This window comes from Collinsella sp. AM12-1 (assembly GCF_003472325.1).
Lineage (GTDB): Bacteria > Actinomycetota > Coriobacteriia > Coriobacteriales > Coriobacteriaceae > Collinsella.
Genome location: NZ_QRLS01000021.1, coordinates 13,347 through 29,001, shown reverse-complemented (window position 1 = coordinate 29,001; position 15,655 = coordinate 13,347). Strand labels below are relative to the sequence as shown.

General features: G+C 60.8%; 12 protein-coding genes. 11 read left to right on the top strand and 1 reads right to left on the bottom strand.

Annotation, left to right across the window (positions count from 1 at the left end; translation table 11 throughout):
• The first annotated feature begins 185 nt into the window (after positions 1–185).
• The 3 genes from DW136_RS08880 to DW136_RS08870 all read left to right on the top strand — a co-directional run bounded on the left by DW136_RS08880 (position 186) and on the right by DW136_RS08870 (position 5,001).
• A complete protein-coding gene (locus DW136_RS08880) occupies positions 186–899 on the top strand; it encodes an ABC transporter ATP-binding protein (protein ID WP_118289442.1) in 714 nt (237 codons plus the stop codon).
• A gap of 8 nt (positions 900–907) precedes the next feature.
• Positions 908–3,574, top strand: a complete 2,667-nt coding sequence (locus DW136_RS08875) for an ABC transporter permease (protein WP_118289441.1) — start codon at positions 908–910, stop codon at positions 3,572–3,574.
• A gap of 221 nt (positions 3,575–3,795) precedes the next feature.
• Entirely contained in the window at positions 3,796–5,001 is a 1,206-nt protein-coding gene (locus tag DW136_RS08870; protein WP_118289440.1) for a DUF362 domain-containing protein, read from the top strand.
• A gap of 251 nt (positions 5,002–5,252) precedes the next feature.
• On the opposite strand, the gene DW136_RS08865 is transcribed toward DW136_RS08870, so the two are convergent.
• Entirely contained in the window at positions 5,253–6,218 is a 966-nt protein-coding gene (locus tag DW136_RS08865) for an alpha/beta hydrolase (protein WP_118289439.1), read from the bottom strand.
• Between the two features lie 187 nt (positions 6,219–6,405).
• On the opposite strand from DW136_RS08865, the gene DW136_RS08860 reads away from it, so the two are divergent.
• The 8 genes from DW136_RS08860 to DW136_RS08825 all read left to right on the top strand — a co-directional run bounded on the left by DW136_RS08860 (position 6,406) and on the right by DW136_RS08825 (position 15,639).
• Positions 6,406–7,089, top strand: a complete 684-nt coding sequence (locus DW136_RS08860) for a hemolysin III family protein (protein ID WP_199580222.1) — start codon at positions 6,406–6,408, stop codon at positions 7,087–7,089.
• Between the two features lie 114 nt (positions 7,090–7,203).
• Positions 7,204–8,577 (top strand): hemolysin family protein, encoded by a 1,374-nt coding sequence (locus tag DW136_RS08855; protein ID WP_118289438.1) that lies wholly within the window; start codon positions 7,204–7,206, stop codon positions 8,575–8,577.
• Positions 8,578–8,601: 24 nt separating this feature from the next.
• On the top strand, positions 8,602–9,435 hold the full coding sequence (locus tag DW136_RS10190) for a hypothetical protein (protein ID WP_233504106.1): 834 nt from the start codon (positions 8,602–8,604) through the stop codon (positions 9,433–9,435).
• 136 nt (positions 9,436–9,571) lie between these two features.
• Positions 9,572–9,961: a YtxH domain-containing protein gene (locus DW136_RS08845; protein ID WP_099432470.1), complete on the top strand. Its 390-nt coding sequence runs from the start codon at positions 9,572–9,574 to the stop codon at positions 9,959–9,961.
• A complete protein-coding gene (locus DW136_RS08840; RefSeq protein WP_055252569.1) occupies positions 9,961–10,716 on the top strand; it encodes a hypothetical protein in 756 nt (251 codons plus the stop codon). The genes DW136_RS08845 and DW136_RS08840 overlap by 1 nt, the downstream gene beginning before the upstream one ends.
• 72 nt (positions 10,717–10,788) lie before the next feature.
• The gene (locus DW136_RS08835) at positions 10,789–12,195 is read left to right on the top strand and encodes a polysaccharide deacetylase family protein (protein ID WP_233546557.1); all 1,407 of its coding nucleotides are present in this window, start codon (positions 10,789–10,791) and stop codon (positions 12,193–12,195) included.
• A gap of 328 nt (positions 12,196–12,523) precedes the next feature.
• Positions 12,524–14,368, top strand: a complete 1,845-nt coding sequence (locus DW136_RS08830) for a magnesium transporter (protein WP_118289437.1) — start codon at positions 12,524–12,526, stop codon at positions 14,366–14,368.
• Between the two features lie 74 nt (positions 14,369–14,442).
• The gene (locus DW136_RS08825; protein WP_117637211.1) at positions 14,443–15,639 is read left to right on the top strand and encodes an Nramp family divalent metal transporter; all 1,197 of its coding nucleotides are present in this window, start codon (positions 14,443–14,445) and stop codon (positions 15,637–15,639) included.
• Positions 15,640–15,655: the final 16 nt, after the last annotated feature.

The window sequence follows — 15,655 nt, the reverse complement described above, 5'->3', positions numbered from 1 at the left end:
GCTTCTAATAAAGAAGGCCAAGATTCGGGACGCAGTTCAAATGAGTGGTTTCAGTCATTTAAGTCTGTCCCCAATGAGTACCCAATGACTGGTTTGGAAAAAATCGCGCCTGTCGCTTAAAAATAGTTCGCCTGGGTTTACTATTACCCTAGAAAAGTAGCAGAAGGCTAACAACGGGGGATAGCATGTCGACAAAGCAAGCCTATGTCCAGGTCAGCGGGCTCAGGAAACACTACGGCGATGGAGATGCACGCCTGACGGTGCTCGACGGCATCAACACGTCTATCAACCGCGGCGAGATCTGCGTCATGCTGGGGCCCTCGGGCTCGGGCAAGTCGACCTTTCTCAACCTGATCGGCGGCCTGGAGGATGCCGACGGCGGCTCCATCATGGTGGACGGCTGCGACCTCACGGTGCTCAAACCTACCGACTTGGGCGAATACCGACGCCGTGAGCTGGGCTTTGTCTTCCAGTTCTACAACCTGGTGCCCGATCTCACCATCAAGGAGAACATTGAGGTCACAGCACACCTGTCCAAAAACCCGCTCAATGTCGACGATCTTCTGCGCTCGCTGGGCCTCTACGAACATCGCAACAAGTTCCCGCGTCAGGTCTCGGGCGGCCAGCAGCAGCGCTGCGCCATCGGCCGCGCACTCGTCAAAAATCCGGGCCTGCTGCTGTGCGACGAGCCCACGGGCGCGCTTGACTACAAGACGTCCAAGGAAATCTTGCAGCTCATGGAGGATGTCAACCGCACCTACGGCTGCACCATCATCATTGTCACCCACAATGCCGCCATCGCGCGCATGGCCAATCGCGTGCTGCGCCTGCGCGACGGGCGCATCGTCGAGGACGAGCCCAATGAGTCGCCTGTCGCGGCCTCCGAGCTCGATTGGTAGGCGGCGCCATGACACCTCTCGCAAAACGTCTCCCGCGCGAGCTGCGCCGCAATATCGGCAAGTACCTGGGCATCTTTTTGCTTGTGTGCGGAAGCATCGCCCTTACCTCGGGCTTTTTGCTCGCGGCCCACTCCATCGGCCACCTCATCGACGACATGCGCGATGCGTACACGATTGAGGACGGCCGTGTGACCACTTCCTTCGAGGCCACCGACGAACAGCTCAAGGCCGCTGAGGACGCGGCAGAAGACGTCGGCGGCGTTGCGCTCTACAAAAACTTCTCTATCGACGCCATTATCAAAAAGGCGGCGGGCGACGACGGCACCAAGCGCACGCTGCGCACCTATGCGCACCGCACCAAGGTCGATATCGCGTCCTACTGTGAGGGCAAGGAGCCCAAGGCGGACGACGAGGTGGCCGTCGACCGTGTCTTTGCCACCAACAACGACCTCGCCGTGGGCGATAAGGTTGAGCTTGAGGGCCGCACCTACACCATCTGCGGCATCATGACCCAGCCCGATAGCCAGGCGCTGTTCCTCAACAATTCGGACTTTACGGTGAACACCATCACCTATGGCGTGGCCGAGGTCACCGACGCCGGCTTTGCCGCGCTCGAAGATGCCGGCGGCGCGCCTGCCTACACCTACTCCTTCATCTTTGCCGATCGCGATCTCTCCACTGCAGATCGCATCGATGCCGAACAGGACATGGTCGAGGCGCTGGCCGATGCCGATGCGCGCGTGGACGATCTTGTCGACGCCGATTCCAATCAGGGCATTGGCTATGCGCGCGACGACGTAGACGGCGACTCCATGATGTGGATGACGCTGCTCGACATCATCATCGTGATCATGGCGTTTGTCTTTGTGGTGCTCACCGACGCCACCATCGAGGAGGAGAGCGCCATCATCGGCACGCTGCTCGCCAGCGGTTATCGTCGACGCGAGATCGTGCTGCACTACCTTGCGCTTCCCGCTATCGTGGGCGTGGTCGCGGCGCTTTTGGGCACTGCGCTCGGCATTGTGTTCTTTACCGAGCCCATGCGCAGCCTCTATTACGGTTCGTACAGCCTGCCGCCCTTCCAGGTGTACTGGAGCTGGGAGATCTTTGTGAAGTGCGCCGTGGTCCCCGCCGCTGCGCTCATCCTCATCACGCTGGTGGGCCTGCTTCGCAAAATGGGCAAGACGCCGTTGCAGTTTCTTCGCCACGAGGCGAGCGGCAAATCGGGCACCAAGCGCGGCCTGCAGCTGCCGGAGCGCATGGGCTTTGTCTCGCGCTTCCGCCTGCGTATCTTCCTGCGCAATCTGGGCAACTTCGCTACGCTTTTCGTAGGCATTGCGTTTGCCTCGTTGCTGCTGCTCTTTGGCCTGGCGATTCTGCCCACGATGACGCACTACGCCGACAACCTCGAGACAAGCCTGGTCGCCGAGCACCAGTACACGCTCAAGGCTCCGCTGGAGCTCGAGGGCACTGCCGAGGAGCGTGAGCAGTGGTCGGCGCTCGAGCGCTTGCAGTCGGTTGACGGCGCGCTGCTAACCGCTGCCCAGGATGCCGATGACGAGCTTGACGATGCGGCCGATGCGGCACAGGCGGCAGCCGATGCCGCGACCGCATCTCCGTCTGCCGAGAGCCTGACCGCAGCGCAGGATGCGCTTGCCAAGGTCCAGGACAAGAAGGATGCGCTCTACGCGCGCCTTGACGATCTTGCCGATGCCCTCGGCTGCAACCGCGACGAGGCTATCGACCTGATCGACAAGGCCTCTAAGATCGACACTGACAACGACGACATTCACCCGGTTAACACGATCGACAACGGTGCAGACGTAATCGCGCAGGCCGAGAAATACGCCGTCTACCAGCTGCAATACGACCGCGGTGACGGAAATGGGCAGGAAACGATTTCCGTCTATGGTATCTCGCCCGACTCGCGCTACTGGAAAGGGCTGGACGTCGGCGATGGACGCGTCGTCTTTGGCGGCGGTCTGCTCGATAAGTTTGGCTGGAGCGAGGGTCAGAAGGTCACGCTCGGCGACAAGTACGAGGGCGAGCATTATTCCCTTGAGTACGCGGGCAAGGACTGTGCCTGGCGCTCCAAGTCGGACATGAATATCTATATGAGTATCGATGACTTTAACGAGCTGTTCGACAACGATGCCGCCTACTTTAACGGCTATGTGAGCGACGAGAAGCTCGACCTCGATGCTCGTTACTTTGCCGGCGACACCACGCCCGACGACATGCGCGCCGTGGGTGACCAGTTCATCGGCATGATGAGTAAAATGATCGGAATGATGATCGGGCTCGCGGTGTTTATCTTCCTGCTGTTTATGTACCTGCTGACCAAGGCGGTGATCGACCACAGCGCCCGTTCGATCAGCTACATGAAAGTCTTTGGCTATCGCGATGGCGAGATCTCGCATCTGTACATCCGCTCGATTACGCTGTGCGTGGCTGCGTCGCTCGTGCTGAGCCTGCCGGTCATTATTGGATCGCTCACGGCCATCTTCCGCTCGATGCTGCTCGCCTACAACGGCAATATCGAGATCTACGTGCCCGCTTGGTCCATGGTTGCATGCGTCGGCATTGGCTTTGCGACCTACCTGGTCGTGGCGCTGCTGCACACGCGCTCTATCAAGCGCGTCAGCCTGGCCGAGGCCCTCAAAGTGCAGGAGTAACCCCTTATTGGTCATTGGGGACGTTCTTAAACGACCAGTCATCGGGGACGGTCTTTGCCGATTGGCCGGCTCGCTGGCCGTGCTAGCAAGGACTGTCCCTGGCGGCACTCATTTAAGTCTGTCCCCAATGAGTGGCCAGGCGCTGCGCTTGACTTCAACCCCGCTTCAACGGGTACCATCTCCTATGTCTGTAACGCCATATAGACCGAGGGGATAGATCTATGACCGCAACTGCACCCGTCGCACCCGCCAAGGTGTACTTCACCAACCTGCGCACGCACGGCCGCGAGAGCCAGCTCGACAAGCTCAAGCGCCTCATTCGCCGCGCCGGTATCGAGCAGATCGACTTTGAGAACAAGTTCGTTGCCATCAAGATTCACTTTGGCGAGCTGGGCAACCTGAGCTTTCTGCGCCCTAACTACGCCCGCGCCGTCGCCGACGTGGTGAAGGAGCTGGGCGGCAAGCCCTTCCTCACCGACTGCAACACGCTCTATGTGGGTAGCCGCAAAAACGCGCTCGAGCACATCGACACCGCCTACCAGAACGGCTTTACCCCGTACGCCACAGGCTGCCAGATCATCATCGCCGACGGCCTCAAGGGTACCGACGAGGCGCTCGTCCCGGTCGAGGGCGGTGAGTACGTGCGCGAGGCAAAGATCGGTCAGGCGCTCATGGATGCCGACATCGTGATCAGCCTCACGCACTTTAAGGGCCATGAACAGGCCGGTTTTGGCGGCGCCATGAAGAACCTGGGCATGGGCGGCGGCAGCCGTGCCGGCAAGATGGAGCAGCATGCTGCCGGCAAGCCGAACGTCGCGACCGAGCGCTGCGTTGGCTGCCATGCCTGCGAGAAAATCTGCGCGCACAGCGCCATCTCGTTTGACGACACTCGCGAGCGCGAGCTTGCCAACGGCAACACCCGCACGGTCCACGTGGCCGCCATCGACCACGATCGCTGCGTGGGCTGCGGCCGCTGCATCGGCGTGTGCAACCAAGATGCCATCAAGCCCGGCTATGACGCCGCGGCCGACGTGCTCAACTGCAAGATTGCCGAGTACACCAAGGCCATCGTCGACGGTCGCCCGAGCTTCCATATCTCACTGGCTATGGACATCAGCCCCAACTGCGATTGCCATCCCGAAAACGACACGCCCATCGTTAACGATATCGGCATGTTCGCGAGCTTCGACCCGGTCGCCATCGACCAGGCCTGTGCCGATGCCGTCATGGCGTCCGAGCCGCTTCCCAACACCGAGCTCACCGATAGCGCGGCCAAGATGGAGCACAACCACGAGCATCTGGAGGGCGAGCAGGCGCGCGATCCCTTCTGCATCACGCATCCCGACACCGACTGGCGCTCCTGCATCGCACACGCCGAGAAGATCGGCCTGGGCACGAGCAAGTATGAGCTCATCGAGGTCAAGTAGCACCTAGCTATTGAACAAAACAAGCGCCTCTGTGGCGTAAGTCGAGCAAAAGCCGCCCGTGAGCACAGCGCTTGCGGGCGGCTTTCCGGAAGTATGCGGCAAATTTCGAGACCGCCGAGCACACGACATTTTTTGGCAACAAAACCCCTGATAAATTGTTGGTAAAACTGCGGTCTGGTCGGCAGTTCCAGATTTTGCCGCATACTTCCGAAAATAGGGGGTTAGATAAATCCCCAGACGCCGCTTTTTCCCTAAAAATTCCTATCGAGGAAGTCGTCGACCGTATTCCAGTAGAGCTCGGGGTCAACTTGCGCGCTCTTGGCGTGGGTGGCGCCGTGGATAGTGAGCTTCTGTTTAACCTTGCTGGCGCACGCCTCGTAGTTTTGGTCGAGCATACTGTACGGCACAAAGGTGTCCTGGTCGCCGTGGATAAACAGCATGGGAACCGTCGCGTGTTTGAGTTGCTCCACACTGCTCGCCTTATGAAAGTCGTAGCCCGCGCGCACGTTGCACACCAAGTTTGCTACATCGAGCAAAGGAAAGCTGGGCAGGCCGAACACGTCCTTGAGCTGCAGGGAAAACTCGTCCCAAACACTCGTATAACCGCAGTCCTCGATAATGCATTTTACGTTTGCGGGCAGAGATTCCCCCGCGACGTTCATGGCAGTTGCTGCACCCATCGACTCGCCAAAGACCAGGATGCGCGCCTCGGGGTCAGCCTGAACGATTCGCTCGATCCATGCGACGATGTCGAGGCGCTCGGGCCAGCCCATGCCGATATAGTCGCCGCCGGAGCGCTCGTGGGCGCGGGCGGCGGGTGCGAGTACGTTCATGCCGCGGTCGTGGAATCGCTTGACGTATCGGGCCATACCGATGGGCTCGTTGGTATATCCATGCAGGCAGACGGCGTAATCGTGGGTGTTCTCCGAGGCGGCAAAATACCAAGCGGCAAGCTCGGTTCCGTCGTCCGCGGTGAGGCTGCTGATCTCGCGGTTCTCTTTAAACCACGCCCGCGCCTCGGTTTCCTCGGCATCCATCTGCTCGCCCTTTTCGGCGTCCTTGCCGTCCTGCACCATCTTCATGGTGTATGGCGCGCGGGGATTCAGCGCGAAGTCAAACAGAAAGTTGCCGGCAAACCCCAGCAGCGCGACAACGAGCACCAGCGCAACGATGCCGGCTATCTTGAGCTTTCGATGGGAACGTGCGTTTTGAGACATAAGAAGCTTTCCTATAAGATGTTAATACATCAACATTTAATGCAAGCGCATTATGGATGTTCGCCGTTGATGCGTCAACAGGCAAAGAATGGGTAAACAAAGGGTCACGTATGGTGCAAATTTCGCACGTACCCAGACGCTTTGATATAGTGTTGAGAACTCTTTTATGTTGGAGGATGTAACCGGCATGTCCGATTCGAGCGACAGTTCTAAGCCGCGACCCAAGACCGCGGCCGTTCCACGCTACACGGTGGGCGAGGAGATCATGAACTCCGTCACCCATGGTGTCGGTTGCCTGCTGGGTATCGCGGGCTTGGTGCTCCTGATCGTATTCGCTGCCCTGCGTGGCGGGGGCCCGGCCCACATGGCCGCGGCGATTGTCTATGGCGTCAGCATTATCCTCGAATACCTAGCCTCCACGCTCTACCACGCGATTCAGCCCGCGCGCGCCAAGCGCGTGTTTCGCATCATCGACCACAGCTGCATCTACTTGCTTATTGCCGGCAGCTATACGCCGTTTTGCCTCATCACGCTCGCAAACGACGGCGGCCCTGCGCTGTTCTTTGCCGTATGGGCCATCGCCATTATCGGCATCGCCCTCGAGTGCTTTATGCGCGAGCGTCAACCGCACTGGGTAAGCGGCCTAGTCTACCTGCTGATGGGCTGGCTCGTCGTCTTTAAGCTGCCCGAGCTCGTGTCGCTGCTCAACCCCGTGGCACTTGCCCTGCTCGCCGTCGGCGGCGTGTGCTACACCGTGGGCGTGCCGTTCTATATCGCCAAAAACGTGCGCTATCTTCACAGCGTGTTTCACCTGTGGGTGCTCGCCGGCAGTATCTTCCAGTTCATGGCGGTGATCCTCTTCGTAATCTAGCGATCGCTCCTGTGCCCGCGGGCCCATCCAAGCGGCCGCCGGGCGCAACTGCCCTATCCGTCACCTACGCTTACTACCCAACGTCCCGAATCTTGGAGGTTCGAGAAACTCCCGATGGACATAACCATCTCCCTTATCACCACCTTCGTTTTGACCCTCATCAACGGCTACTTCTCTATGTCTGAGATGGCGCTCACCACGGCCAAGCGCGCCGTGCTGGAGCACGAGGCCGAGGAAGGCGACAGGCGCGCCGAGCGTGCCATTAAGCTTGCTGCCGACTCCGACCAGCTGCTCGCCACCATCCAGGTCGCCATCACACTCGTGGGCTTCGCCTCGTCCGCCGTCGCCTCGACGAGTCTGTCCGACCCGCTCGCCACGTGGCTCATGAGTTTTGGCATCGCGCCGCTCTCCGCCATCGCGCGCGGCCTGGCGCCGGTCATCATCACCGTCGCGGTCGCCTTCGTGTCCATCGTGATCGGCGAGCTTGTGCCCAAGCGCATCGGCCTGGCCAATGCCGAGGGCGTGTCCAAGCAGGTCGTGGGGGCGCTGTCGTTTTTCCAAAAGATCGCCCGTCCGCTCGTGTGGCTGACTGGCGCTTGCTCCGATGACCTAGCCCGCATCCTGCGCATCAAGAGTGCCGACGACCGTCAGAACGTCTCGGAAGAAGAGATTAAGTACATGGTCTCGGAGCAGGATGACCTGCTCGACGAGGAAAAGCGCATGATCCACGAGATCTTCGACCTGGGCGACACCGTTGCCCGCGAGGTCATGGTGCCGCGCGTGGACACCACCATGTGCGAGGATGACGAGACGGTCGCCAGCGTGCTATCCACCATGCGCCAGACCGGCTTTAGCCGCATCCCCGTCTATCACGAGGACCCCGACAACGTGGCGGGCATCGCGCATATCAAGGACCTGATTCAGCCCGCGCTCGACGGCAAGGGCGACCAGCCCATCGCCGGCTTTTTGCGCGACGCCACCTTTGTGCCCGACACCAAGGATATTCTGCCGCTGCTGTCCGAGATGCAGACCTCGCACGACCAGATCGTGGTGGTCGTGGACGAGTACGGCGGCACGGCCGGCATCATTACCATCGAGGACATCGTCGAGGAGATCGTGGGCGAGATCGAGGATGAGTTCGACCCCGACAACAAGTATCTCACGCGCCTTTCGCGCCGCGAGTGGCTCGTTGATGGGCGTTTTTCGTGCGATGACGCGATTGAGCTTGGTTGGCCGCTCGAGGAAAGCGATGATTATGAAACCATCGCCGGCTGGATTTTGGAGCTTTGTGACTCGGTGCCCGACATCGGAGAGGTGTTTGAGGTCGCGGGGTACAAGTTTAAAGTGCAGTCGATGCGTGGCCAGCGCATCTCGCTCATTCGCGTGATCGCTCCGGCCGAAACCGATAAGAAGGATTCCGAGTCTTCGGTAAACGAGCCGACGACGTCGGGTGCGGGTTCCGCGAATCCGCACGACGGCGACGAGTAGGGCAAGGAAGAGTAGGGGAGAGTTATGGCAGGCCTGTTCAACATCCTTAAGGTCACCGTCAGCGAGGACAAGATCTGCGCGCATGTGCTGGTGAACCCCGGCATGCCGCTCATGACCTCGGAGGACATCGAGGCCACGGCGCGCGTGTACTACCTGGTACCGGCGATTGCCAAGCACCTGTGCCTGGGTGATTCCGGCCGCGAGTTCCAGGACTGCATGGGTCAGACCGAGCTCTGCCACCTGCTGGAGCACGTGACGGTCGAGCTCATGAACGAGACCGGTCTTGCCGGTAGCATCTCGTGCGGCCGCACGCGCGTAAGCGAGCATGACGAGCGTGTCTTTGAGGTCGAGCTTTCGTGCCCCGACGACGCACTGGCCATCGGTGCGCTGTCGTCGGCCACCTTTATGATGGACTGGGCGTACCTGCACGCCGACCAGCCTGCCCCCGACGTGGAAGGCACGGTCGCGGGTCTGCGCAACCTGGTGCTGGGCATGCGCGCCGAGGCCGAGGGCAAGGATCCTCACGAGGCCGTCGCTGCTGCGAACGGCGAAGATGCTGCCGAGGACGAGGGCGCTGACGAGGGCGATGTGCCGGTCGACGCCGAGCCCGTTGCCGATGCGACCGCCGAGCCCGTTCCCACCGAGCCCCAGGGCGTCCCCAACTTTGACGACGAGCCCCAGGTGGCGATTGATACCGAGGGCGCGGTTGCCGAGAACCACGAGGCCTCCGCTGCCGTCTTTGGCGGTGCGGCGACGGTTCCGGCAGGACCTGCGCATGAGGGCGGCCTGCCGCTCGTGGACGGCGCCGGCGAGGACCCGGGTGCCACGGTGGCCATGCCGGCTATGCCTCAGGAGTAGGCCTACGCGTTTATCACCATCACGTACCTGCGCCTTTGCCGTACGCAGATGAGCGGAGCGGCAAGTGATGCGCTGCGGGTATAATGGACAGCATTCAAACGGTGGGCACCGACGTGCCCGCAGGAGAGGAATGATCATGGGTAAGACTTTCAGCTTTGTCTCCGGCGCACTTTTTGGTGCCGCTGCCGGCGCTATTATCGGTGTTGCTCTGGCTCCGCGCTCGGGCGCCGAGACCCGCGCCATGGCTGCCGATATCGCCAACGACGCCTGGGACAATATGCGCGACACCTACGAGCACAGCGCCGAGGAGGCCCGTGCCGCGGTGAATGACTTTGGCCCGATGGTCGACGCCAAGACCGACGACCTGCGCGCCAAGGTCGACCTGGCCCGCGAGCGCATGGACCAGCTGCGCGAGCAGCTCAACGACGCCATTTCGGGCGGCAACGTGACGCCTGCCGCCGACGTCGTGGTCGAGAACGCCGTCGAGGCTGATACCGAGGCCGCGGAGCCCTCGACCGAGGCATAATGCGCGCCGGGGATTTTGTCGGCGCCAAGATCTATCGCAAGCCTACCGAGGACAAGCGCACCAAAAAGGACGGCACGCCGCGCAGCCCTAAAAAGCTCGGAAAGATTCACTTTCCGGTCTTTACCCCGGGCGGTACGCGTGTGGTCGGCTTTATGGTCCGCCAGTCCGATATCGCGGGCATGATCGAGCGCCCCGACCGATTCGTAGCGCTAGACGCCATTGGTGTCTACGAGGGCGCCATTGCGGTCGATGACGTCAAGGACACGTACGATGCCGCCGCGGCCAAGCGCCTCGATATCAACCTGGACGATTGCATCATCTGGGTTGGCATGGACGTGCGCACGGAATCGGGCGATGTTGTGGGCTACTGCTCGGACGTTGAGTTCAAGCCACGCTCGGGCATCGTACAGGCATTCTATGTGACCGCCGGTGCCGCTTCGAGCGTGCTGGTGGGCGACACGCAGGTGCCGCCGACGATGCTGCGCGGCTACGAGAACGGCGCGATGGTCGTCTCGGACGAGGTCAAGTCGCTCGGGTATTCGGGCGGTGCGGCTGCCAAGGCCGCCGAGGCCAGCGTCGTGGTGGGCGATAAGGTCAAAAAGGGCGCCAAGGTGCTCGACGACAAGGGGTCGGTTGCCGTGGACAAGGGCAGTCGCGCACTGGGCAAGCAGCTCGGCAAGACGCGCGGCATGTTCAAGGCCTTTAAGGACGAATACCAAAAGGCGAGCGGAGGCTCGTCAAAAGCTACAAAATAGCGACGTACCAAATGATGGGAGGCAAGCCGGAGACCTGTTGCTCCGGCTTGCTGTGTTTATGGGGGAGGGCACATGCGCCAAAACGGATCCAACTTAAACGGGCGTTCGGGTGCGCGTCCGACGGCGCGCCGCGATCTGGGGCAGCTGCCCAGCGGTCAGCGCAAGCGTCACCGTAAGCCCGGCGCGATGTACCTCAACCATAGCCGCGGCTTTAGCGACCGCAGCGCTCGCATCGGCAACAGCCGTACGCCCCGTCGTTCGTCTCGCCTGCCCTATGCGCTCATTGCCGTGGGCTGTGCGCTCGTGCTGTTTATCGCTGCCGTCGTGGGCTACGTCAACCGCAGTGTGGACGTGGAGCTCAACGGCCAGAAGACCGCGGTGCGTGTGGGCTCTACGCTGCAGAATCTCATCGACGACCAGGAGTTGACTGACACCTACGACGCAGGCGACCTGCTGGCCGTCGATGACAGCGTGCTGACCCGCCATGGCGGCGAAAAGCTGTCGGTTAAGGTGGACGGCAAGCGCATAAAACAGGGTAAGTGGAAAGGCCGCGAACTTGAGGGCGGCGAGAAGGTGACGGTCAAGGATGGCCGTAACACCTACGAGAAGCACGAGATTCAGGCTACGGTTATCGAGCCCAAGCTCAAGGTCGAGGGCACGGGCGCTATCGAGTATGTGCAGACGTGGGGTGTCCAGGGCCGCTCGGAGGTGTGGGTCGGCGAGCAATCGGGTAAGACGCAGGACCGCGGCGAGGTTGTGCCCGCTACCGATTGCGTCGTTGCGTGCGCGAGCGTGGCGCCCAAGGGCAACGAAAAGTACGTGGCGCTGACGTTTGATGAGGGCCCGAGCGGAGCGACCAAGCAGATTTTGCAGGTACTCAAGGAAAAGGGCGTCACCGCGACGTTCTTCCTTTCGGGCGATGCGGTCGAGGCCTCGTCCGCCACGGCCAAGGCGATTGTCGATGCCGGGTGCGAAATCGGATCCAACAGCTACAGCGACGATTCGCTCAAGGGCCAGGACCGTGAGGCGGTACGCGAGCAGATCACGAAAGGCACCGATGCGATTAAGTCGGCGACCGGCGTGAAGACGATGCTGCTGCGTGCTCCCTACGCTGCCTTTGACGAGCAAAACTGGATTGATGCGATGGACCTGGTCTCCGCCGTGGTCTCGTGGAATATTGACTCGGGCGACTGGCTGCTCAACGGTGCCGACGAGCAGGTCTCGACGGTGCTCGATTCGGTGACGCCGGGCAATATCGTGCTGCTCACCGATAGAGACGAATGCGCCGAGCAGACGCTCGAGGCGCTGCCGCAGATTATCGATGGCCTCATTGCCGACGGCTACAAGATCGTGACGCTCAGCGACCTGGTCAAGACGGACACGTCGCTGAGCAAAAAGCTCACCTCGCTGACGAAGGTCACCATGCCCAAAGGCGCCGTGTTCCCCCAACTTGCCGAGGACGATGACACCACAGAGTAGTCATTGGGTAGTCGTTTAAGAACGTCCCGAATGGCTATGTCACGGATGCGTCAGCGTTTGGTATGCCTGCAATGTGCAGCGCATAAATTCGATGCCGCAGGGCGATGCTGATGCTATAGTTACTGCGGTTAATGAGGGTCAAGAGAAAGGTTACAGGTGAAATCCAAACCTCGACCATACAGTCGATGACCCCATGCAGGTGCTTTTTGCGCATGCACGGGGTGTAAGCGTCGAGCGGCGTGCCGCCCGCGCATGCGTATACATATCCAGAAGCCCCCGGACGCCGCACGCGCGGCCGCGTTCGGAGGAACAATGATGGGGAGCACCATTGAATTATCTGAGTGAGATGCTCAAATTGCCGGTCTTGGACGTCGACGGCGAAAAGCTCGGCGTGGTCAACGATTTTGGTATTGCTACCGGCGAAGTTTTTCCACACGTGACGTCGCTCGCGTTCCGCGGTCCCGGCAAGACGCCGTTTATGATCAGCTGGCGCAAATGGGTCGACCGTATCGACGAGACGGGTGTACACCTTAAGACGTCGGCCACCGAAATCCGTTTTTCGTACCTGCAGCCGACCGAACTCTTGCTTGCCCGCGACGTGCTCAACAAGCAGATTGTCGACACGCAGGGCATGAAGGTCGTGCGCGTCAACGACATCAAGTTTTCCATGTCGGGCGAAAACCAGCTGCGCCTGCTGGGCGCCGAGGTCGGTGCTCGCGGTCTGCTACGCGCCATCAGCCCCGCGCTCGAGCATATCGTCGAAGGCTTTATGAAGCACCTGGGCAAGCCGCTCAGTGAGGACATCATCGCTTGGTCCTACATGGACCTGCTCGACCGCTCGACCAAGAACATTCAGCTCTCGGTGTCGCACAAGACGCTCGGCGAGCTGCACCCTGCCGATATCGCCGACATTATCGAGCAGCTCGACCCGCGCCTGCGTGCGCAGGTGTTTGCGCAGCTCGATACTGCCCAGGCCGCCGAGGCCATCTCGGAGTTCGATGACGACGAGCTTATGACCGAGATGCTCGAGGGCCTGTCCGACACCGACGCATCGTCGATGCTGGCCATGATGGACCCGGACGACGCTGCCGACCTGATCGACGAGCTCGATTATGAGAAGGCCGAGAAGCTCCTGCGCCTGATGGGCGTCAAGGAGGAGAAGGCGATTCGTAATCTGCTGGGGTATGAGGACAACACCGCCGGCCGCATCATGACCTCGGAGTTTGTCTCCCTGCCCGCAACGGCAACGGTCGGTGATGCCATCGAGGCGATTCGCGAGCTCGACGAGGACTTCGAGAGCGTCTACTACGTCTATACCGAGGATCCGAGCGGCATGCTGACCGGCGTGCTTTCGCTGCGCACGCTGATCGTAGCCGACCGCGACGCCACGTTGGGTCAGCTGGCCTATCGCGACCTGGTCTATGTGTCGCCCGACGAGGACCAGGAAGACGTAACGGACGAGATGACCAAGTATGACCTGGTCGCTATCCCCGTCTGTGACGAGAACCGCCACATCTTGGGTATCGTGACCTTCGACGACGCCATGGACGTTATCGCCGAGGAGCATCAGGAGGACCTGCAGATCGCCGGTGTCGGCTCGGGCGATAGCGCGTCCGACGACTCGACGAATGTGCTCAGCTGGTTCGTGCATCGCCAATACTGGGTTGTTGTATGGGGCATCGCGTCGTGCATCATGGCGACCGTGCTGGGAACGGCGCTCGGCTCCGCGCATCTGGTGGTGTTTCCCATGTGCGCCATGCCGCTCGTGCTGCTGGCGGCCTCGCGCATGGTGTCGTTCGTCAAGAACTACTTCCTGGAATACGACGGTCACGACGACGAGCCCAAGCCGTATCTGGGATTCTTCTTCCAGAGCACGGGCATGGGCCTGATTCTGTCACTCGTGACCTACCTGTGCGCCCAGCTGGTGCGCACCGCCGCGTTCCCCGATGCGCCCATGTTTGAGGAGCAACTCTTTACCGGGTGCTTTAATATCGCTGCCATCATTTGCCTGGTTGGCAACATGAGCGCCGTGATTTACCTGATGGTGCTGTTCTGGCGTGACGAGCATGACCTCAACACGTCGGGCACCGCCATGAACGTCATTGCCGTCATGATCTCGTGTGTGGCGTATTGCATCGCCGCGGTGCTGCTCGCCATGTCAGTCATGGGTTAGGTGGTCGCGTGCAAAATACCAAGCAAAAGTCGGGCACCAAGCAAAAGCTGACCATCGCGGCCATCTTTGGCGCTATGGGTCCCGGTCTGCTGGCGGCGCTTTCGGGCAATGACGCCGGCGGCATTGCAACGTATTCCAGTGCGGGCGCCAGCTATGGCTACAAGATGCTCTGGATGCTTCCCGTCATGACTGTGCTGCTCATCGTGACGCAGGAGACCGCGGCGCGCTGCGGCTGCGTCACGGGTAAGGGCCTGGCATCGCTCATTCGCGAGCGCTTTGGCGTGCGCAAGAGTGTACTTGCTATGGCGGCGCTGTTGATCGCCAACACGGCTGTGACCATTTCGGAGTTTGCGGGCATCGCCAGCGGTCTTGCTCTCTTTGGCGTGCCGGCGAGCATCTCGGTGCCGTTGGTGGCGCTGCTGGTATGGATGCTTACCATGTCGGGTAGTTTCCAGCGCATCGAGAAGATTCTACTGCTGGTGAGCTGCGTGTTCGTGACCTATATCGTCGCCGCGTTTATGGCTGGCCCCAACTGGGGTGAGGTCGCGGTCGACCTGGTCGTGCCTAACATTCAAAATGACCCCAGCTACGTGTCGCTCGTGGTCGCAACGATCGGTACCACCATCGCGCCGTGGATGATTTTCTTGGCGCAGAACAACGTGGTCGATAAGAACGCGGGCGAGGACGATATCGTGCTGCAGCGCATCGATACCGTGAGCGGCTCGCTTGCCGCTGATGTCATTGCCGGCTTTATTATCATTACGACCGGTACGGTGCTGTTCCCGGCGGGTATTCAGATTAGCGATGCTGCCGATGCTGCCCGCGCGCTGGAGCCTATTGCGGGTCAGTGGTCTACGGTACTGTTTGCCTCGGGCCTGGTCGCGGCGAGTTTCTTGGCTGCCTGCGTGCTGCCGGGCGTTACGTCGAGCGCTATCTGCGAGGCATTTGGCTGGGAGCGCGGTGCCGATCGCAGCTGGGACGAGGCCCCGGTCTATCGCGGCATCATTACGGCCATCATCGGCATCTCTGCCGTGCTGGTGCTTATGCCCGGCGTCGATCTGTTCCAGATTATGATGACCTCGCAGGTCATCAATGGCGTGCTGCTGCCCGTGGTTCTGGTGTTCCAGGTGGTTATTGCCGCTGACCGTCACATTATGGGCACTAACCGCAACGGCCGCGTGTGGAATGTGCTCACTTGGGCGACTATCGGTGTGATTACGGTGCTGACGGTCGTCATGTTTGTTCTGCAGGCGATGGGTTACAGCGCTTAGCGCCTCTTTTGGACTC